General features: G+C 53.5%; 15 protein-coding genes and 1 riboswitch. Of the genes, 10 read left to right on the plus strand and 5 right to left on the minus strand.

What is annotated here, in order from left to right:
• Window position 1 precedes the first annotated feature (1 nt).
• Window positions 2-1,654, plus strand: coding sequence for a Na/Pi cotransporter family protein (locus D6C13_RS03625; RefSeq protein ID WP_120131477.1), 1,653 nt, complete (start codon window positions 2-4; stop codon window positions 1,652-1,654).
• A gap of 78 nt (window positions 1,655-1,732) precedes the next feature.
• Here the strand turns inward: D6C13_RS03625 and panS are convergent, their stop codons facing one another.
• Window positions 1,733-2,650: a ketopantoate/pantoate/pantothenate transporter PanS gene (panS, locus tag D6C13_RS03630; protein ID WP_120131478.1), complete on the minus strand. Its 918-nt coding sequence runs from the start codon at window positions 2,648-2,650 to the stop codon at window positions 1,733-1,735.
• 92 nt (window positions 2,651-2,742) lie between these two features.
• Entirely contained in the window at window positions 2,743-4,131 is a 1,389-nt protein-coding gene (gene lysC / locus D6C13_RS03635) for a lysine-sensitive aspartokinase 3 (RefSeq protein WP_120131662.1), read from the minus strand.
• 110 nt (window positions 4,132-4,241) lie between these two features.
• Window positions 4,242-4,429, minus strand: a riboswitch (Lysine riboswitch).
• A gap of 228 nt (window positions 4,430-4,657) precedes the next feature.
• Between lysC and pgi the strand changes: the two genes are divergently transcribed.
• The 4 genes from pgi to ubiA all read left to right on the plus strand — a co-directional run bounded on the left by pgi (window position 4,658) and on the right by ubiA (window position 8,492).
• Window positions 4,658-6,304, plus strand: a complete 1,647-nt coding sequence (gene pgi, locus D6C13_RS03640) for a glucose-6-phosphate isomerase (protein WP_120131479.1) — start codon at window positions 4,658-4,660, stop codon at window positions 6,302-6,304.
• 243 nt (window positions 6,305-6,547) lie between these two features.
• Window positions 6,548-6,955 (plus strand): phosphate-starvation-inducible protein PsiE, encoded by a 408-nt coding sequence (gene psiE, locus D6C13_RS03645; RefSeq protein ID WP_120131480.1) that lies wholly within the window; start codon window positions 6,548-6,550, stop codon window positions 6,953-6,955.
• Between the two features lie 89 nt (window positions 6,956-7,044).
• Window positions 7,045-7,584, plus strand: coding sequence for a chorismate lyase (ubiC, locus tag D6C13_RS03650; protein ID WP_120131481.1), 540 nt, complete (start codon window positions 7,045-7,047; stop codon window positions 7,582-7,584).
• Window positions 7,585-7,625: 41 nt separating this feature from the next.
• The gene (gene ubiA, locus D6C13_RS03655) at window positions 7,626-8,492 is read left to right on the plus strand and encodes a 4-hydroxybenzoate octaprenyltransferase (protein ID WP_208642858.1); all 867 of its coding nucleotides are present in this window, start codon (window positions 7,626-7,628) and stop codon (window positions 8,490-8,492) included.
• Window positions 8,493-8,611: 119 nt separating this feature from the next.
• Here the strand turns inward: ubiA and plsB are convergent, their stop codons facing one another.
• Window positions 8,612-11,095, minus strand: coding sequence for a glycerol-3-phosphate 1-O-acyltransferase PlsB (gene plsB / locus D6C13_RS03660; protein WP_120131483.1), 2,484 nt, complete (start codon window positions 11,093-11,095; stop codon window positions 8,612-8,614).
• Between the two features lie 130 nt (window positions 11,096-11,225).
• Between plsB and D6C13_RS03665 the strand changes: the two genes are divergently transcribed.
• The 4 genes from D6C13_RS03665 (at window position 11,226) to D6C13_RS03680 (ending at window position 14,387) form a co-directional block, all read left to right on the plus strand.
• A complete protein-coding gene (locus D6C13_RS03665; RefSeq protein ID WP_120131484.1) occupies window positions 11,226-11,594 on the plus strand; it encodes a diacylglycerol kinase in 369 nt (122 codons plus the stop codon).
• 119 nt (window positions 11,595-11,713) lie between these two features.
• On the plus strand, window positions 11,714-12,322 hold the full coding sequence (gene lexA / locus D6C13_RS03670; protein ID WP_047605531.1) for a transcriptional repressor LexA: 609 nt from the start codon (window positions 11,714-11,716) through the stop codon (window positions 12,320-12,322).
• A 299-nt stretch (window positions 12,323-12,621) separates the two neighbouring features.
• Complete coding sequence (gene dinF / locus D6C13_RS03675; protein WP_120131485.1) at window positions 12,622-13,986, plus strand: MATE family efflux transporter DinF; 1,365 nt, start codon at window positions 12,622-12,624, stop codon at window positions 13,984-13,986.
• A gap of 191 nt (window positions 13,987-14,177) precedes the next feature.
• A complete protein-coding gene (locus D6C13_RS03680; protein WP_112287077.1) occupies window positions 14,178-14,387 on the plus strand; it encodes a CsbD family protein in 210 nt (69 codons plus the stop codon).
• A 144-nt stretch (window positions 14,388-14,531) separates the two neighbouring features.
• Here the strand turns inward: D6C13_RS03680 and zur are convergent, their stop codons facing one another.
• Both zur and D6C13_RS03690 read right to left on the minus strand, forming a co-directional pair.
• Window positions 14,532-15,041 (minus strand): zinc uptake transcriptional repressor Zur, encoded by a 510-nt coding sequence (gene zur, locus D6C13_RS03685; protein WP_120131486.1) that lies wholly within the window; start codon window positions 15,039-15,041, stop codon window positions 14,532-14,534.
• A 99-nt stretch (window positions 15,042-15,140) separates the two neighbouring features.
• Window positions 15,141-16,328 carry an ROK family protein gene (locus D6C13_RS03690; RefSeq protein WP_120131487.1) on the minus strand — a complete coding sequence of 396 codons (1,188 nt, stop codon included), beginning with the start codon at window positions 16,326-16,328 and terminating at the stop codon, window positions 15,141-15,143.
• A gap of 109 nt (window positions 16,329-16,437) precedes the next feature.
• Here D6C13_RS03690 and D6C13_RS03695 point away from each other — a divergent pair, with 109 nt between their 5' ends.
• Window positions 16,438-19,716, plus strand: coding sequence for a DUF5107 domain-containing protein (locus D6C13_RS03695; protein ID WP_120131488.1), 3,279 nt, complete (start codon window positions 16,438-16,440; stop codon window positions 19,714-19,716).
• The last annotated feature ends 32 nt before the right edge of the window (window positions 19,717-19,748 follow it).

Raw genomic sequence — 19,748 nt, forward strand, 5'->3', positions numbered from 1 at the left:
CGTGTTAACCCTTTTGCATCTGTTGTCTGCTATTTCTTTGCTCGTATGGGGTACGCACATCGTGCGTACCGGCATCATGCGTGTTTTTGGCGCCAATCTGCGCCGTGTTCTGAGTAACAGCGTCGAGAAAAAGCCCCTGGCGTTCGTCGCCGGTATTGGCGTGACCGCACTGGTACAAAGCAGCAATGCGACGGCGCTGCTGGTCACTTCTTTTGTTTCACAAGGGCTGGTTGCTCTGGCACCGGCGCTGGTGATTATTCTCGGTGCTGACGTCGGGACCGCCGTGATGGCGCGTATCCTGACTTTCGATCTCTCCTGGCTTTCCCCGCTGCTGATTTTTGTCGGCGTGGCCTTCTTCCTCAGCCGTAAGCAAACCCGCGCCGGACAAATGGGGCGCGTCTGTATCGGGCTGGGTCTGATTTTGCTGGCGCTGGAACTGATTGTGGGCGCCGCGACGCCGATCATGCAGGCATCCGGCGTGAAAGTGCTGTTCTCTTCTCTCACCGGTGACGTGTTGCTGGATGCGCTGACCGGCGCAGTGTTTGCCATCATCAGTTATTCCAGTCTCGCGGCAGTTTTGCTGACGGCCACCCTCGCGGCGACCGGCGTTATCTCGCTCAAAGTCTCCTTATGTCTGGTGATCGGTGCCAACCTTGGCAGCGGGCTGCTGGCGATGATTAACGCCAGTAAAATGAACGCCGCAGGGCGACGTGTGGCGCTGGGCAGTACGCTGTTTAAACTGATTGGTTTAGTGATTGTGCTGCCCTTTATCGGGCCGCTTTCTAATCAGCTGGCGCGCCTCGGTATACCGGATGAAGAGCTGGTGATCTATTTTCACATGTTCTACAACCTGATCCGCTGTCTGGCGATGGTGCCGCTGACTGCGCCGATGGCAAAAGTCTGCGAGATGATGATTGCCGACGTGCCGGAAGACGATCCGCGTCTGCGCCCGCGTCACCTGGACGTCAGCGCGATTGATACGCCGACGCTGGCGCTGTCTAATGCCGCCCGGGAAACCCTGCGCATGGGCGACGTCGTGGAACATATGCTGATCCTCAACCGCGAAGTGATGCATGGCAAACTGGCACAGGATCGCGAAGTGCGGCGTCTCGATGACGATGTGGATGTGCTGTATACCGCCATCAAACTTTATCTGGCGCAAATCAATAAAGAAGGTCTGGGCGAAGATGATTCGCGCCGCTGGGCTGAAATCATTGAGATGGCGCTGAACCTTGAACAGGCCGGTGACATCATCGAGCGCATGACCGGCGATATCACCGCCAAATCCCACGCCACGCGCCGTGCATTCTCACCGGAAGGGCTGGTGGAGCTGGAAGCCCTGCATGAAAAACTTCTGGATAACCTGCGTCTGAGTCTGGGTGTTTTCCTGTCGAATGACCTGACCAGTGCGCGGCGTCTGCGCCGTTCCAAGCACCGTTTCCGTATTCTTGACCGGCGTTATGCACACGCCCACGTTGACCGTTTGCATCAGCATAACGTGCAAAGCATCGAAACCAGTTCGCTGCACCTCGGGTTGCTGGGTGACATGAAGCGTCTGAATTCTCTGTTCTGTGCGGTGGCGTATAACGTGCTGGATCAGGACGAGCAGGAAGATGAAATGCGTGAACCGAATGACGATATGAAACGGGTGTAATATCAGCTTTCATGAGTAAATAAAACGGGTGCTGAGGATGCACCCGTTTTTATTTCACGTCTCAGAGACTGTCTGAAATCAGTCTTTTTTAACCGGCTTACCGGACCAGTAACCGGCCAGCAACGAGCCTGACAGATTGTGCCAGACCGAGAACAGTGCGCCCGGCAACGCGGCCAGCGGGGTGAAGTAGATTTTCCCGAGCGTCGCAGCTAAACCGGAGTTCTGCATACCCACTTCCATCGCCAGCGTGCGGCAGGTGGTTTCGTCAAAGCCAAACAGCTTCCCGCCCCAGTAACCGCTCAGCAGACCAATACCGTTGTGCAGGATCACCGCCACAATCACGATAAGGCCTACGGAACCAATAAAGCCCTGACTGCCCGCCACCACGGCGCTGATAATTGCCACGATGCACACCATTGAGAAAAGCGGCAGCAGCGGTTCAATGCGTTTCACGGTCTTCGTGAACAGATGATGAATAATCAGACCGGCTAAAATCGGGATGACCACGATCTGCAAAATGCTCAGCAGCATGCCTTCCACATCCACTTTGATATGCGTATCGACATACAGACGCGTCAGCAACGGCGTGGCGAAAACGCCGACCAGCGTGGAGACGGCAGAAATCGTCACGGAAAGCGCAACGTCGCCTTTGGCAAGGTAAATCATGACGTTAGAAGCAGTACCACTGGCGACGCTGCCCACTAAAATCATACCCGCCGATAAATCCGCAGGCATATGGAAAAGTTTTGCCAGCACCCAGGCAGCCAGAGGCATCACCAGATAATGCAGGAAAGTGGCAGCGGCGACCGGGCCCGGACGCGACAGAACGCGCTTGAAATCGCCGAATTCGAGGGTGACGCCCATCGCGAACATGATCAGCATTAAAAGGGTGGAGACATGAGGGCCGATCGGGGTGAACGTGCCCGGCGAATAATAGGCTGCGACGGATAACAGCACGGCCCACAGCGGGAACAGGCGGGTTATTATGGCTAACATTGAGGATGATCCTTGTCTTTGTTGTTTTGCAAAAGTACAGACAAAAAAAGACCGGGCACATGGCCCGGTCTTCACAGATACCGCGCCCGATATTATTCGAATAGGTTGCGGTGTAGAGTTTTGACGACCTGATCGGCATCGTTGCCCGGCACCAGGAAGCACAGGTTGTAGCTGCTTGCGCCGTAGCAAATCATGCGGATATTGAACGGATCCAGCACCCCGAAGACTTCTTTGCCGACGCCACAAGCCTGCGACAGCTTGTTGCCGATGATGGCGACCAGCGCCAGATTTTCTTCCACTTCCACGCGACACAGTGAGGATAATTCTGTCAGCAGCGAAGTAGTCAGCAGGCTGGCATCAGAAGAGGTGGAACCGGTGGTATCCAGCGTCAGCGCCACGCTGACTTCTGAGGTCGTGATGAGATCCACGGAAATACTGTGACGCGCCAGAATGCCAAACACTTCGGCGAGGAAACCGCGTGAATGCAACATGCTCAGGCTGTGCAGGGTGACCAGCGTTTGTCTGCGACGCAGCGCTATCGCGCGAAACAGCGGCGGATTATTAGTGGTATCACAGACTAAAGTGCCGCCGCCCGACGGATCTTTGCTCGAGCCGACAAACACCGGAATACCGCGGCGTACCGCAGGCAATAACGTGGCGGGATGCAGAACTTTTGCACCAAATGTCGCCATTTCAGCGGCTTCTTCAAAAGCGATACGATCAATGCGTTTTGCTGCCGGCACCAGACGCGGGTCGGTGGTGTAAATTCCCGGTACGTCGGTCCAGATATCCACACGTACCGCGCTCAGCGCTTCGCCCAGCAAGGCTGCCGTGTAATCGCTGCCGCCGCGGCCAAGCGTGGTGGTGCGGCCTTTGCCTTCTGAACCGATAAAGCCTTGCGTGATAACCAGCGCGTCCTGCAGGCGCGGTTGCAGCTGCGAAACGGTGAGCTCGCTCAGGGCCTGCGTGTCCGGTTCTGCACGACCGAAACGATCGTTGGTGCGCATGATTTTACGCACGTCAAACCATTCCACCGGCACATTGCGCTGACGGATGATTTCAACAAACAGCAGGGTGGACATCAGTTCGCCGTGGCTGACCAGTTCGTCGGTCAGTGCCGTTGATGTCGCGAGGCTGGCCGCTTCGGACAGCATGGCGATGTTTTCCAGCATGCGGACCAGCTCTTCGCGGATCACCGTCGGATTCTCCAGACGGTCAATAATGGCATTCTGGATACGGCGAATTTCATCAAGCAGAAACGCCCGGCGCTCAGCTTCTTTGCCTTCGGCCAGCTCGACTAATAAATTGGTGACGCCCGCAGAGGCGGAGAGAACAACCAGACGCACTTCAGGGCGCGACAGAACGATGTCTGCACTGCGGTTCATGGCGTCGAAATCCGCTACGCTGGTACCGCCGAATTTGGCGACGATAACGTTGCCCAGAGGCTGCGGGTTGGCGTTGCGGGATGCTGCGTAATTCATGTAAAACCTCGTGTCAGGGTCGTCATACCAGACGGCCATCTATTCCATAATTCTATAAGAATTGGCACAAGGGGAGAGCGGGAAGGGGGCAGACGTAGAGATGCTACGATACACCCAGAAGCGCCCCACCTTGTTGACATCCTCGCGGATGTCCGGTGACAACCCAGGGGATTCAGCCCCTGTAGTCGATCCTATGCCTGCCGCGGGCTTCAGACCTCGGCGTCGCTCCCCCTGATGCACCTTCGTAGGATTCGGCTCCTCCGATACACTTCCTGGGCGACGCGCCTCTTCTGGCTCACGCGACACGCGCGCGAGTTAGGTGCTTAGGAATAACGGGTTATGGCGCGTCTGTCAACGGTCTCGCAGCCCATGCGCCACATTTTGAACGATTCTCATCTAATATTGTTCTCTGTCATTGTGATTTAGCAGATCTGACCTATCGCAAGAAAAGGCATCTCATCTCGGGAAGTTCAGGATACAATCGGGACAGTTACCTCATATTTATTCTCAGCCTAAGAGCATTGCTATGAAAAATATCAATCCAACTCAGACCGCTGCCTGGCAAGCCCTGCAGCAGCATTTCGACAAGATGAAAGATGTGCAGATTAGCCATCTGTTTGCTGAAGATGGTGATCGTTTCTCCAAGTTCTCTGCCACGTTTGAAGACCAGATGCTGGTCGATTTCTCCAAAAACCGCATCACTACCGAGACGCTGGACAAACTGCAGGCGCTGGCGAAAGAAACCGATCTTCAGGGCGCAATCAAATCGATGTTCTCTGGCGAGAAGATCAACCGCACCGAAGACCGCGCCGTGCTGCATGTTGCCCTGCGTAACCGCAGCAACACGCCGATCGTCGTGGACGGCAAAGATGTGATGCCAGAAGTGAATGCAGTTCTGGCGAAAATCAAAGGTTTCACCGAGCGCGTTATTGGCGGCGAGTGGAAAGGTTATACCGGCAAAGCCATCACTGACGTGGTGAACATCGGTATCGGCGGTTCAGACCTCGGCCCGTTCATGGTGACCGAAGCGCTGCGTCCGTACAAAAACCACCTGAATATGCATTTCGTCTCCAACGTGGATGGCACACACATTGCCGAAACGCTGAAAGATTTGTCACCGGAAACCACACTGTTCCTGGTCGCATCAAAAACTTTCACCACCCAGGAAACCATGACCAACGCCCACAGCGCGCGTGACTGGTTCCTGAAAACCGCAGGCGATGACAAACACGTGGCGAAACACTTCGCGGCGCTGTCTACCAACGGTAAAGCGGTGAGCGAATTTGGTATCGATACCGACAACATGTTCGAGTTCTGGGACTGGGTCGGCGGTCGTTATTCACTGTGGTCTGCAATTGGTCTGTCCATCGCCCTGTCTGTTGGTTTCGATAACTTCGAACAGCTGCTGAGCGGTGCACACGCGATGGATAAACACTTCGCCAATACTCCGGCTGAGAAAAACCTGCCGGTTCTGCTGGCGCTGATCGGTATCTGGTACAACGATTTCTACGGCACTGAAACCGAAGCTATCCTGCCATACGACCAGTACATGCACCGTTTTGCTGCTTACTTCCAGCAGGGCAACATGGAATCTAACGGTAAGTTCGTTGACCGTAACGGCAACCCGGTGGATTACCAGACTGGCCCGATCATCTGGGGTGAACCAGGCACCAACGGCCAGCACGCGTTTTATCAGCTGATTCACCAGGGAACCAAAATCATCCCTTGTGACTTCATCGCACCGGCCATCAGCCATAACCCGCTGAGTGATCACCACGCGAAACTGCTGTCTAACTTCTTCGCACAGACAGAAGCGCTGGCGTTCGGTAAATCTCTGAACGTCGTCGAGAAAGAATTCGCCGATCAGGGTAAAAAACCGGAAGACGTGAAACACGTTGCTCCGTTCAAAGTGTTCGAAGGTAACCGTCCGACTAACTCCATCCTGCTGCGTGAAATCACGCCTTACAGCCTGGGTGCGTTGATCGCGATGTACGAGCACAAAATCTTTACTCAGGGCGCTATCCTGAACATCTACACCTTCGACCAATGGGGTGTGGAACTGGGTAAACAGCTGGCAAACCGTATCCTGCCAGAGCTCGAGGGTGATAAAGATGTTACCGGCCACGACAGTTCAACTAACGGCCTGATCAACCGCTTCAAAAACTGGCGTTAATCCCTCGTCATCCTTCAGCGCTGGCTGCGTGAACTCACCCCGGTCACTTACTTATGTAAGCTCCCGGGGATTCATTCAGTTGCCGCCTGGATGCAGCCCGAATGATTTAGGGCAAAAAGGTATTTAATACGCCAAAATAAAAGGGTTAGCTTTCACCGGCTGACCCTTTTTTAATGGCGCTTTGCCGGTGCGGACTCTGTGGTATTCTGCGGGTATTCATAACAAAAGTGGGATGTAGATCACATGGCAGGATCAAAACGCGCAATGATGATATCCGTCATTATGCAGCGAATCTTGAACGTTTTCTTATTGGGACTGGCCGCGATCCTGATGATTTTTATCGGGCGTGAAACTTATCATTTAGCCATGGTGTTGTTCGTTAATAACGACCAGTCTTCGTCGTATCTGCTGATAGAGGGGATTGTGATTTACTTCCTCTATTTCGAGTTTATTGCGCTGATTATCAAATATTTTTCCTCGGGTTATCACTTCCCGCTGCGCTATTTTATTTACATCGGTATTACCGCGATTATCCGTCTGATTATCGTCGACCACAAAAGTCCTTATGACACACTGGTTTACGCCTGCGCCATCCTCGTGCTGGTCGTGACGCTGTTCCTTGCCAACAGCGAACGTCTGCGCCGCGAATAAAACAGGCCATTACTGCCTCGCATTCATGCGCTAGAATGCGGGGCAGATAATTCATTGGAGGTATGAATACCTTCATTACGGAGCCGTTGATGTCTGATTCCCATTCCCCTGAACAATCCCCGATCCACTGGTTTGACGATCCCTCGCAGGTGCCTGCGGATGTGGCTGACTGGCTGATGGAAATGGGATCCATGACCCGCCGGTTTGAAAAGCAGGGTGTTACCGTCACCGTGAAGCCGCAAAATGAATGTTTTGTCAGCCGCGATGAACTGGGTGAAAGTGAAGCGCAGCAGTTGCCGGAAAGTGCCCGTTACTGGATCCGCGAAATCGTGCTGTTTGGGGATGCCGAACCCTGGTTGCTGGGCCGCACAGTCATTCCTGAAGAAACGCTGACCGGGCCGGATCTGGCACTGGTTGATTTGGGCACTGTGCCGCTCGGACGCTATCTGTTTAGCGGTAATAACCTGACCCGCGATTACATCCATTTAGGGCAATTGCAGAGTGAACAGGGCGACTTATGGGCGCGTCGTTCCCGTCTGCGGCTTTCAGATAAACCGCTGTTACTGACTGAAATTTTCCTGCCGGACTCACCGTTGCATCGCCCGCAAAATAAGGTGGGGCAGCAATGAGTCAGACGAATCAACAAGGAGAACAGAGAGTGTCAGGAAGTATGACGCAGGGCACATGGCGGGATTACTGCCGCCTGATGCGTATTGATAAGCCGATCGGCTCGCTGCTGCTGCTGTGGCCAACATTATGGGCTTTGTGGGTCGCCGGTGGCGGACTGCCTTCGGCAAAGATTTTGCTGGTTTTCGTGCTGGGCGTGTTCTTTATGCGTGCAGCCGGTTGCGTGGTGAACGACTACGCCGATCGTAAATTTGACGGTCATGTAAAACGCACTGCAAACCGTCCGCTGCCGAGCGGAGCCATTTCCGGTAAACAGGCTAAAATGCTTTTCGTCGGGCTGGTGCTGGTGTCCTTCCTGCTGGTGCTGCTGCTCAACCGCATGACGATTTTGCTGTCCCTGGCCGGGCTGGCGCTGGCATGGATTTATCCGTTTATGAAACGGGTCAGCCATTTGCCACAGGTGGTGTTAGGCGCTGCGTTTGGCTGGGCCATTCCGATGGCTTACGCGGCGGTGAGCGAAAGCGTACCGCTCAGTTGCTGGCTGATGTTTGCCGCCAATATCTGCTGGACGGTGGCATACGACACGCAATATGCGATGGTAGACCGTGACGATGATTTGAAAATCGGCGTGAAATCTACAGCGATTTTGTTTGGCCGTTTTGACACGCTGATTATCGGCCTGCTGCAACTGGCGACGTTAGTGCTGATGGGCATTGTCGGTCATCTTTCGCAGCTTGGCGCGCCGTTCTACTGGTCGCTGCTGCTGGCTGCTGCACTGTTTGTGCATCAGCAGAAGCTGATTGCGAAACGTGAACGTGATGCCTGTTTCCTGGCTTTTCGTCAGAACAACTATGTCGGCCTGGTGCTGTTCCTCGGCATCCTGATGAGCCTGTCAGCCTTCACGTTGTAAGATTTTCTTAACTGATTCAGCGCCCATAAAAAACGCCCGGACTCTGTAAAAAGTCCGGGCGTTTTGTTTTTGCCGCCTGATGGCTGGCGCAACTTTATGGCTGGTGCCACTAATGCCGGTTAATGATCGGTATCGCGGACATCCATCTTCGGCTCAGCCGGTGGCTCAGTTGCTTGCGGCAGCTCAGAAGGCATGCCCGCACTTTCAATGGTGAGCTTGATATCCGGCGTCATCAAATCGCTGAGCATGATGTAAATCTCACGCGTTTGTTCCTGAATCGCATCACCGCTGTCGCTGATATAACCTTCAGCGCGTAAGGTGCCGACCAGCGTGGAGAACACCGCTTTGTCGAAGAATTCAGGTGCATTGATACCGTGCAACACGGACAAACGCTGCGCCATAATCCGGCTCTCTTTTTCCAGTGCACCACGGTTGATGCTTGGATTATTAGTGAGCAGCGAGAAGGTAATCGCGTAGCGTTGCAGCGTTTCACGCACACCTGCCGCCAGCAGCTGCAATGTGCGGATACGCGCCGGGTTCAGCGTCAGTTCATCATCTTCCAGATGAATGATTTGCTGACGTGCCAGTTCCAGCGTCAGGACATCCAGCACCTGAGGCAGTTCTGACTTATCAAAGTGCATGAACAGTTCAGCTTTGAGCATTGGATAAATCAGCTCTACCTGACGCAGTAATTCTGCGCGGGTGACCTGACGGTGATGCATGACAATGCTTGAAATCAGGGACGGCAACACCAGCATGTGATGGATGTTGTTGCGGTAATACGTCATCAGCACCGCCTGCTCGCGCGGCAGAATGATGATGTCACCGATGTTGTCTTTATCAACCTGGAACTTGTTCATGTTAAGCGCGTGATCGAGCAACTGATCGGCGGTCAGATCAGGCACCGTTGAATCCGCGTTATACGGCACGTTACGCAGCAATTGCAGATAGCAGTCGATTTGTTCAGTGAGCTGTTCGCGGGTCAGCGAGCGCTGACGCGAAGCCAGCAGCGCGGTACAACACAGGTTCATGGCGTTAGCCGCGGCTGAGTTGTTGATACGCACCATGATCTGCTCGGCCAGATCCTGCACCGTTGGCGTCAGCCAGCTCGGGCGTTGCGCTTCAATCGGGTCGATCGCTTCACGCCAGGTCGGCACGTTCTGGTTCAGGTAAGTGGTCAGATGCAGCGGCTCACCGAAGTTCACATAGCCCTGACCGAGGTTACGCAGCTTGCGCAGCCCGTTCAGCATCTGCGTCAGGCTTTCTTTCTCTTTGGTCGCACCGCGTAATTCTTTGGCGTAAGTGCCCACTTCCATCACGTGTTCATAACCGATGTAAATCGGCACTAACGTAATCGGACGTGAACCGCCGCGCAGCATGGCCTGAATGGTCATCGCCAGCGTACCGGTTTTCGGTTCCAGCAGGCGTCCGGTGCGTGAACGGCCACCTTCGACAAAGTATTCAACCGAATAACCGCGGCTGAACAATTCGCCCAGATATTCGCGGAAAACGGTGGAATAAAGTTTGTTGCCTTTAAAAGTACGGCGGATGAAGAACGCGCCCAGACGGCGAAAAATCGGGCCAGCCGGCCAGAAGTTCAGGTTAATACCGGCAGCGATATGTGGCGGCACCAGCCCCTGGTGATAGAGCACGTAAGACAGCAGCAGGTAGTCCATGTGGCTGCGGTGGCAGGGCACATACACAATTTCCTGACCATCAAGCGCCAGCTGACGAACGCGCTCAGCATTATTGACGTTGATGCCTTTATATAAACGGTTCCACGTCCAGCTCAGCACGCGGTCTGAAAGACGAACGGCTTCATAAGAGAAGTTCGCCGCGATTTCTTCCATCAGTGCGATAGCATTCTGCTGGGCTTTTTCGTGGGAAATTTTCTTGCTGCGGGCTTCGTCTTCAATCGCTTTTTCGATGGCTTTGGAAGCCAGTAATTTATTGAATAAATCCTGACGGGCAGGAAGACGCGGGCCGACTGCCGCCAGACGCTGACGGGAGAAATGCATACGCGCCACGCGTGCCAGTTTCTGGGCAATGGTTTTGTCGGTGCCGTGTTCCGTTGCCATATAACGCAGGGAAACGGTATTAGAGAAACGAACAAAACTGTCACGCCCGAGCCACAGCACGGCGAAAAATTTCTGAATGCCGTTCAGCACGCGCAGATGTGGTGTATCGTCCTGACCTTCGCGGCCCGGCGCACGACCAAACATCACGGATACCGGCAACATCTGAATGTCTAAATCCGGATTGTTACGGTGCAAATCCAGATAGTCGTGGAACAGTTTTACGGATTCCTGCTTTGGCGTGTAATACGAGAATACGCGCGGGCCTTCAGCGATGAATACATGGCTTGGCAGCAGGGTTCCGTCGATTTCCAGCGGAATAAGGGGATCGGGCAGATTCTCTGCCAGACATTGCACACGCAACGTCAGCAAATCTGCCTTGGAATTGTAAGGCAATACGTACAAAATCGGGCGCGTCGGGTCTAAATGCAACTCGCTAACCGGATCTGAAGGTATGACCTTGCTCTTTACCAGCAATGAGAGTGGTAAATTCAATAATGTGTAATAAAGTCTACGCCAACCTGACATAAAAACGTGAAGCCTCTTGTTAGCAATTTCGCCGCAAGGATACCAGAAAGATCCGTGGAGATCTGTGGTCATATAAAAGCTAAAATACGGCACACTTCTAAGGATAACCCTTCAAGGATCAGTACCCCAAATGGCGAACCAAGTCACTGGATTTACCCGAATTTATAAAGCGGCCGGATATTCCTGGAAAGGATTGAAAGCGGCATGGCAAAACGAAGCGGCTTTTCGCCAGGAAGCCAGCGTAGCTATCCCGCTAATTTTGTTATCTTTCTGGTTTGATGTCAGCACAGTAGAACGCATTCTGCTTATCGGTTCCGTGGTGCTGGTTTGCGTCACTGAACTGCTCAACAGTGCGGTGGAATGTGCGATTGACCGTATCGGCTCTGAATTTCACGAGCTTTCAGGACGCGCAAAAGATATCGGCTCTGCTGCCGTGCTTCTGACCATCATATTGGCGATTTTTGTCTGGGTCAGTATCTTTTGGCCGCGATGGTTCTGATCTGGAATCTGTATTCCAGGAATCACCGTTATGCCCTGTTTTTATTCAATCTTAGGTTTTCATTGACCGTTTAGCTGTATATACTCACAGCACGACTGTATAAACAACCAGGGGGCGGAATGAAAGCTTTAACGACCAGACAACAAGAGGTCTACGACCTTATTCGCGATCATATCTCCACCACCGGTATGCCACCAACCCGCGCCGAGATTGCATCGCGTCTGGGTTTCCGCTCTCCTAATGCGGCGGAAGAACACCTGAAAGCGCTGGCACGTAAAGGCGTTATCGAGATCGTTTCCGGTGCATCTCGTGGTATCCGTCTGCTGATGGAAGAAGAAGAAGGTTTACCGCTGATCGGCCGCGTTGCCGCCGGTGAACCGCTGCTGGCTCAGCAACATATCGAAGGCCATTACCAGGTTGATCCGGCGATGTTCAAGCCGAGCGCCGATTTCCTGCTGCGCGTCAGCGGCATGTCGATGCGTGATATCGGTATCCTCGACGGTGATTTGCTGGCCGTGCATAAAACTCAGGACGTGCGTAATGGTCAGGTTGTGGTGGCCCGCATCGATGACGAAGTCACCGTAAAGCGCCTGAAAAAACAGGGCAGCGTGGTGCAGTTATTGCCTGAGAACAGCGAATTCCAGCCGATCGTGGTGGATTTGCGCGAGCAGAATTTCAGCATTGAAGGGCTTGCGGTAGGCGTCATCCGCAACGGTGACTGGATCTGACCTTCGTACTTCGAGCTGCAGATGCGTTGGCTGCGCGCGTTCACCCGAATCACTGACTAATGTCAGCTCATCGGGATTCATTTGCTTGCCGCCTTCCTGCAACTCGAATTACTCGGTCAAATATTGCTGGTTCAGGTATTGCTGGGTCAGATTTAGAAGACCAAAAACTTATTGAATATGGATGGCGGCCGCCCTGGCATCCATGTGAATTCAAAGAGAAATGCGTTTCTCTCATCGTCGCCCCTTTCGGGGCGATGTCATTTCCAGGCATAACCTGAAGCTCCGTTATGAGATTCTCTATGCAACATCATTCCCTGCGACAAGCATTCAAAAACACCTTTTTAAGCCCTGCCGATAAAGCACTCTGGATGCTGGCGTTGCCGATGATATTTTCAAATATCACAGTGCCTCTTCTGGGCCTGGTGGATACCGCGGTGATCGGTCATCTCGACAGTGCGGATTATCTCGGTGGCGTGGCGGTCGGGTCGATGATCACTACGTTCCTCTTCATGATGCTGCTGTTTCTGCGCATGAGCACTACCGGCATGACCGCACAGGCACTGGGCGCGAAAGATAATCAGCGGCTGGCGCGCGCTTTCGTGCAGCCCTTTTTGCTGGCGGTACTGGCGGGGGTCATCATCTTATTATTCCGTCATCCGCTGATGGAGCTGGCATTTCACGTCGTCGGTGGCAGTCAGTCGGTGCTTGAACAGGCGAGGCTGTTTATCGAAATCCGCTGGTACAGTGCGCCTGCTTCTCTGGCGAATCTGGTGATCCTCGGCTGGTTGCTGGGTATCCAATATATTCGCGGGCCGGTGATTTTGCTGATTGCCGGAAACCTGCTGAATATTATTCTGGATATCTGGCTGGTGATGGGGCTGGGACTGAACGTGCGCGGCGCGGCGATGGCCACGGCCAGTTCGGAGTATTTCACGTTATTCATCGGGCTGTATTTTGTCTGGCGTGTGATGAAACGACGCGGTATCACCGGCACAGAAATCACCTCTGCGTGGCGCGGTAATCTGCGTCGTCTGCTCGGACTTAACCGCGACATCATGCTGCGCTCATTGCTGTTGCAGCTGTGCTTTGCCTCGCTGACCGTACTGGGCGCGCGACTGGGCAGCCACATTGTGGCCGTCAACGCTGTGCTGATGAATCTGCTGACCTTTACCGCGTTCGCACTCGACGGCTTTGCTTATGCCATCGAAGCCCATTCCGGTGAAGCATTCGGCGCACGCAATCGGGAAAAACTGCTGAATGTATGGCACGCCGCGTGCCGTCAGGCAGGGCTGGTAGCACTGGCTTTTGCGCTGATTTATGCCCTGGCAGGCGAGACTATTATTAATGCGCTGACGTCACTCCCCGAATTACGAGAGCTGGCTGACCATTATCTTGGCTGGCAAATTGTACTGCCGCTGGTGGCGGTCTGGTGTTACCTGCTCGACGGTATGTTTATCGGCGCAACGCGCGGGCGGGATATGCGTAACAGTATGGTGGTAGCTGCGCTCGGTTACGGGCTGACGCTTCTGACCTTGCCGGTACTCGGAAACCACGCGTTGTGGCTGGCGCTGACTGTTTTCCTCGGGTTGAGAGGGATTTCACTGGGCTGGATTTGGCGTCGTTACTGGCAGCGTGATACGTGGTTTTCCTCTCCGGGACACTGAGTTCGCAGTGTTTTATCAAAGAGATAAATCCCCTGTTGCCGTTATTTCCTGCTTTGGAATAATCCTAATAGTGGTCTTAATCTCTGTCGGGGGAGGATTAATCCAGATTCTCTACTAACCTTAGAAGTGTTAAGGACGAGCTGCCAGCACAAAACGCAGCTCCATAAACCCAAGGTAACAGGAGATATTTTATGAATAAGGACCAAGCCGACGGTAACTGGAAGCAGTTCAAAGGGAAAGTGAAAGAAAAATGGGGCAAACTGACCGATGACGACCTGACAGTGGTTGAGGGTAAACGTGATCAGTTAGTTGGTAAAATTCAGGAGCGTTACGGCTATCAGAAAGATCAGGCCGAGAAAGAGCTCAAGGAATGGGAAACCAGCAACAAATATCACTGGTAATACGCGACTCCCCCTCGCGTGTCAGTGACGTATCCTGAAGAATTATAGCTGCTCCTACCCGGAACGCTTTTCAGGATACGGGTACAAGGATGTACCCAACTTCTTAGTAACATCCCCGTATTACGCCACAAACTCTCAAATCGCCTAGCGCTTTTTCACCACAATACTGTGGTCATGATCGCAGTGATCGTGGCTTTCGCACGTCTCTACCACTTTACACTCACCGCATAAGCCATGGGCTTCTACCACAGAATGTCGAAGCTCAAATCCTGATTCCGCTGCCAGTTTCGCCAGCCGTTCTTCAATACCGTCAGTGGTTTGTTCCGTCACCAGTCCGCAACGGTCACAAATAAAGAGCGCCGACGTGTGACTCGGCTCTTCAAAATGATGGCAAAGCACGTAGCTGTTAGCTGATTCAACCCGATGGATAAACCCTTGTTCCAGCAGAAAATCCAGCGCGCGGTAAACGGTTGGAGGTTTCGCCTGCGGTTCCGTCACGCGCAGCAAATCAAGCAAATCATAGGCGCTGATGGCACCGGGTTGTTGCGCCATCAGACGCAGTACTTCCAGCCGCTGCGGGGTAAGGCGAACATTGCGCTGCTGGCAAAGTTCTTCAGCTTGTGAAAGTAATTTTTCCGGATTATTCAGGGTCATAGCAACGTTCTCTGAGCGCAGATTGGGATTGATAGGCCACATCATGCGACCATTGTTGATTTTACCATGCTTGCGCTAAAACGACGAATTATGCGCCATTCAGTCCGCCATCGCGTCCAGCGCCTTTTCCACATACAAATACCCTATACCCATAATTTGCTGCTCCCGGCTCAGCGTCCCCGGTGCAATATGCGTCGCCTGGGTTTTGACATGATCGGTACGATCAAAAGGATTGAGGCCGCTTTGTCCGCAGACAGTTTTCAGCCACGCATCGCCAAAACCGCAACTGCGACCATAAAGATAAATGTGATTGATATTCAAAATGTTGAGGAAGTTATACAGACTCAACCCCAGTGCGCGGGCACCTTCCATCACCTGCTGGCAAATGGCGCTTTCGCCCTGATGATAGCGGTCTAGCAGCTCCTGAGTTGAAGGCGTTCGCCTCGTCGGATCCGCAGGCTCCAGCAGGCGTGCTTTTTTCTTTAATGCTGACAATGAGGCCAGCGTTTCGAGGCAACCATACCGCCCGCAGGCGCACCGGTCGCCGTGAGGATCAATGATGGTATGGCCGATTTGTCCGCTGCCAAACAGATTACCGCGATAAATTTGCTGGTTAATCACGAAGGAAGAGCCGATACCGTAATCGACATTGATCACACAAAAATCCTGATGATAATTGGTATTTTGCCATTTCTCCGCCAGTGCCAGCATGATGCAGTCATTGTCCATCAGGATGTCAGTTTGCAGCTTTTCTTCCAGCAGATACTTAATCTCTATTTCACTCGTCCAGGGTGCCTGCGGCATACGTTGTGATACGCCGGTGGTCGGATTGACCTGTCCGTGGATCGCCAGCGCCAGCCGGATTTTCAGGCCGGGATAGTTTTTTTTGTACTGATGAAAGCAGGCTTCAATTTGTGCCAGCAAGGCTTCCGGTGTTTTGACTGAAATCTCAGTCATCTGATAGTCACTCAGTGGCAAGACCAGCCTGCTGACCAGAATACTTTCGATGCGGTAAGGCGTGATATTCATACAAAGGATGGCGCTCTCATCGTGGGTTGCCTGATAGCTGCCCCCTCCCAGGCCCCGTTTATGCAAATTCACCGGACTGTGCGCGATCAGATTGTCGCCTTGCAGATCATCCAGGATCTGGCTGATGGCTGGGATCGACAACCGAGAAAGTTGAGATAGCATTGATTTGCTGGCAATTTTTTCCCGGTAAAGCAGAGTCATCAGCACTTTTTTATTGAACTGGCGTACCCGTAGATTATTTAAACCGGTGAGTTGCATTTACTAAACTCCGTTTACTGAATCGCGTGACCATAGCGTATTCATTCACTGCTTACGCTGCGTAAACTCTCGAAATTGAATTTTCAGCATTCATTAGTGTGAGGAACGCATGAGCGGAAACGTAAAAGTCTGGCAGGAGCAGGTCGAACTACCGACGTATCTCGTGGGTAAGCAAGATACTCATCCGATGTTTTTGTCCCATCGGGTTTATCAGGGCTCGTCGGGAAACGTGTATCCCTATGGCGTTACTGACCAACTGACCGGTGAAAAGAAGATACTGCCCTATCAGGCTCTTTATCTGGAAAATGATTACGTAAAAATCATGTTGCTGCCTGAATTAGGTGGCCGCGTGCACCGTGCCTGGGACAAGATTAAACAGCGTGATTTTGTCTATCACAATGAAGTGATCAAGCCCGCGCTGGTCGGTTTACTCGGACCATGGATTTCCGGGGGTATCGAATTTAACTGGCCGCAGCATCACCGGCCGACCACTTTTATGCCGGTAGATTTCACCGTGCAGGCGCACGATAACGGCGCACAAACCGTCTGGATGGGCGAAGTCGAACCGATGCGCGGTTTACAGGTCATGACCGGTTTTACCCTCTATCCCGATAAAGCGTTGCTGGAAATCAGCGCCAAAATTTACAACGGCAATCCGACGCCGCGCCATTTCCTGTGGTGGGCTAATCCGGCAGTTACCGGCGGAGACGGTCATCAGAGCGTATTTCCGCCGGATGTCACTGCGGTTTTCGATCACGGCAAACGCGATGTTTCTTCCTTCCCGATTGCGACCGGCACCTACTACAAAGTGGATTATTCGGCGGGCGTGGATATCTCGCGCTACAAAAACATTCCCGTCCCGACGTCCTACATGGCCGACAAATCTGACTATGACTTTGTCGGTGCGTACGATCACGACCAGCAGGGCGGATTGCTGCATATCGCCGACCATCATGTGTCGCCGGGCAAAAAGCAGTGGACGTGGGGCAACTGCGATTTTGGTCGGGCGTGGGATCGTAATCTGACCGATAACAACGGGCCTTACATTGAGCTGATGACCGGCGTATTCACCGACAATCAGCCGGATTTCACCTGGCTGGATGCCTATGAGGAGAAGTGTTTCGTTCAAAACTTCCTGCCTTACAGCGAGCTGGGCACGGTGCAGAATGCCTCTGAACAGGCGGTGATCAAGCTTGAACGCCACGGGCAAAAACGGGTGTGGGGCGTTTATGCGGTCAGCCCGTTGCAGGCTGCAAAAATCAGTATCGCTTCTGAAGATGGCACGCAAATTCTGCTGGAAAAGGACATTAATTTGCAGCCGGGCGACGTGCTTCAGGGCGAACTGAGTGGTGAATTCCCGGCGCGTCTTCGGTTACGTTTGCGCGATGATCAGGGGCAGGAATTGTTGTCCTATCTGGAACATCAGGCCAGCGAGACGCCGTTGCCATCGCCTGCCAGCGCGCCATTGCCCGCGCAGGACATCACCTCTGCCGACGAAGCCTGGTTTATCGGCCAGCACCTTGAGCAATACAATCATGCCAGTCAGGGAGCGGTGAATTATTACCGGCGTGGCGTGGAACTGGACGCGCTGGATTATCGCTGCAATCTGGCGCTGGCGACGCTCAGCTACAATCAGGCGAGTTTTACTCAGGCGCTGGCTTTTGCTGATGCGGCGCTGAGCCGGGCGCACCGGCTGAATAAGAATCCGCAATGCGGTCTGGCGAGCCTCGTTCGTGCGAATACGCTTGAGCAAACCGGCGATTTTGACGCGGCGTTTGACAGTTATTATCGCGCTGTATGGAGCGGTAACGCCAAATCCGGTGGTTACTTCGGGCTGGCGCGGATTGCCACCCGCCGGGAGCAGTATCCGCAGGCGCTGAGTTTCTGTGAGCAGGGGCTGGCGACGCAGGCGAATCATTACGGCCTGATCGGTCTGAAAGCCACGTTGCTGTACCTGATGGGTCAGGACGCCCCGGCGTATATCGAAGACCATTTACAACGCTACCCCCTGCATTACCTTCTGCACTTCCTGCGCTATCACCTATCGCCTGATGATAAATCGGCAGCGCAACTGCGGCATGTCACCGGTCAGCGTGGCGAAAACGCCATGAATATTGCCAGTCAGCTGACCGGTTGCGGGCTGGATGCGCTGGCACTGGAAGCGCTGAACGTGCTGAATAGTCAGGAAACGCTGCCGCTGTATTTACAGGCTTCCCTGCAAAAAGAAGGGCGCGAGGCATTGTGTCTGGCCGCGCGAAATGCCTTTGCGCAGTATGTCCGTTTCCCGCAATGGCTGGCAGAAGTCCGCATGCTTGAGGCTTTCCCTGATGACGCGTTTGCCCTGCATTTACTGGCCTCTTTCCATTACAGCAAAGGGAATACACCAACGGCGGTCGCCTGCTGGCAACGTTGTCTGGTACTGGAACCGGACTTTGCGGATGCATGGCGCGGGCTGGGGATTGATGCGTGGAATCATCAGCAGGATGGCGCAAAAGCGCACCGCTGTCTGGAAGAAGCGTGCCGGTTACAGCCACAGGATGCGCGGCTGTTATTTGAATCCGATCTGCTTAACCGTCTGACCGGCGTAGCACCGCAAATCCGTCTGGCGCGGCTGGAAAAAGTGCTGTCCGTCGCCACACAGCGTGATGACCTGACAGCTGAACTTCTCAGTTTATATAACCAGTGCGGCCAGTTACAGGCAGCACAGGCGCTGCTGGCTGACCGGAAATTCCATCCGTGGGAAGGCGGTGAAGGGCGCATCACCGGTCAGTATCTGCTCAATGTCCAGCTCCGAACCCTGAAGTTGCTTGAAAGCGGGAATGCCCGAGATGCACAAACCCTCTTACTGACGGGACTCACTTATCCGCTCAATCTCGGTGAAGGGCGGTTGGTCGGACAAACCGACAATGACCTCTATTACTGGTTGGGTATCACTGCGGACAAAATGGGGCAACCGGATCAGGCGCAGCAGTGGTTTGAACGGGCAGCGCAGGGCGATAAAGGTATCAGCGAACGTCGTTACTATAACGATCAGCCGGTTGATTACCTGTTCTGGCAGGGTATGGCGTTACGTCGTCTGGATCAGCATTCCGCTGCCGATGCGTTATTCCACCGGATGCTCCTTTGGGCTGAGGAGGCCAGCGAAGAGACGGGGGGGGCCGATTTCTTTGCCGTCTCACTGCCGGATTTACTGGTACTCAACAGTGACCGCGAGAAAACGCATCGCGAGCATCTGTTGTTAGTCAAAGGATTGGCAGAACTAGGCACCGGAGATCATCGGGCCGCCTCTACTCTGAAACAAGTGCTGCAAGGGGATCCCTCCAGTAACAAAGCACAGCTTTTTCTGCATCTTGCCTTGAACGGAAAGGATTTACTAAACACTGTTTAGTTTAATCCGTGATCATGAAGAATAACCGCACA

The organism is Rahnella woolbedingensis (assembly GCF_003602095.1).
GTDB lineage: Bacteria > Pseudomonadota > Gammaproteobacteria > Enterobacterales > Enterobacteriaceae > Rahnella > Rahnella woolbedingensis.

Excerpts from the sequence above, each read along its gene's own strand:
- panS (WP_120131478.1), bottom strand. The coding sequence starts at position 2,650 with ATGTTAGCCATAATAACCCGCCTGTTCCCGCTGTGGGCCGTGCTGTTA.
- lysC (WP_120131662.1), bottom strand. The coding sequence starts at position 4,131 with ATGAATTACGCAGCATCCCGCAACGCCAACCCGCAGCCTCTGGGCAAC.
- pgi (WP_120131479.1), top strand. The coding sequence starts at position 4,658 with ATGAAAAATATCAATCCAACTCAGACCGCTGCCTGGCAAGCCCTGCAG.
- psiE (WP_120131480.1), top strand. The coding sequence starts at position 6,548 with ATGGCAGGATCAAAACGCGCAATGATGATATCCGTCATTATGCAGCGA.
- ubiC (WP_120131481.1), top strand. The coding sequence starts at position 7,045 with ATGTCTGATTCCCATTCCCCTGAACAATCCCCGATCCACTGGTTTGAC.
- ubiA (WP_208642858.1), top strand. The coding sequence starts at position 7,626 with ATGACGCAGGGCACATGGCGGGATTACTGCCGCCTGATGCGTATTGAT.
- plsB (WP_120131483.1), bottom strand. The coding sequence starts at position 11,095 with ATGTCAGGTTGGCGTAGACTTTATTACACATTATTGAATTTACCACTC.
- D6C13_RS03665 (WP_120131484.1), top strand. The coding sequence starts at position 11,226 with ATGGCGAACCAAGTCACTGGATTTACCCGAATTTATAAAGCGGCCGGA.
- lexA (WP_047605531.1), top strand. The coding sequence starts at position 11,714 with ATGAAAGCTTTAACGACCAGACAACAAGAGGTCTACGACCTTATTCGC.
- dinF (WP_120131485.1), top strand. The coding sequence starts at position 12,622 with ATGCAACATCATTCCCTGCGACAAGCATTCAAAAACACCTTTTTAAGC.
- D6C13_RS03680 (WP_112287077.1), top strand. The coding sequence starts at position 14,178 with ATGAATAAGGACCAAGCCGACGGTAACTGGAAGCAGTTCAAAGGGAAA.
- zur (WP_120131486.1), bottom strand. The coding sequence starts at position 15,041 with ATGACCCTGAATAATCCGGAAAAATTACTTTCACAAGCTGAAGAACTT.
- D6C13_RS03690 (WP_120131487.1), bottom strand. The coding sequence starts at position 16,328 with ATGCAACTCACCGGTTTAAATAATCTACGGGTACGCCAGTTCAATAAA.
- D6C13_RS03695 (WP_120131488.1), top strand. The coding sequence starts at position 16,438 with ATGAGCGGAAACGTAAAAGTCTGGCAGGAGCAGGTCGAACTACCGACG.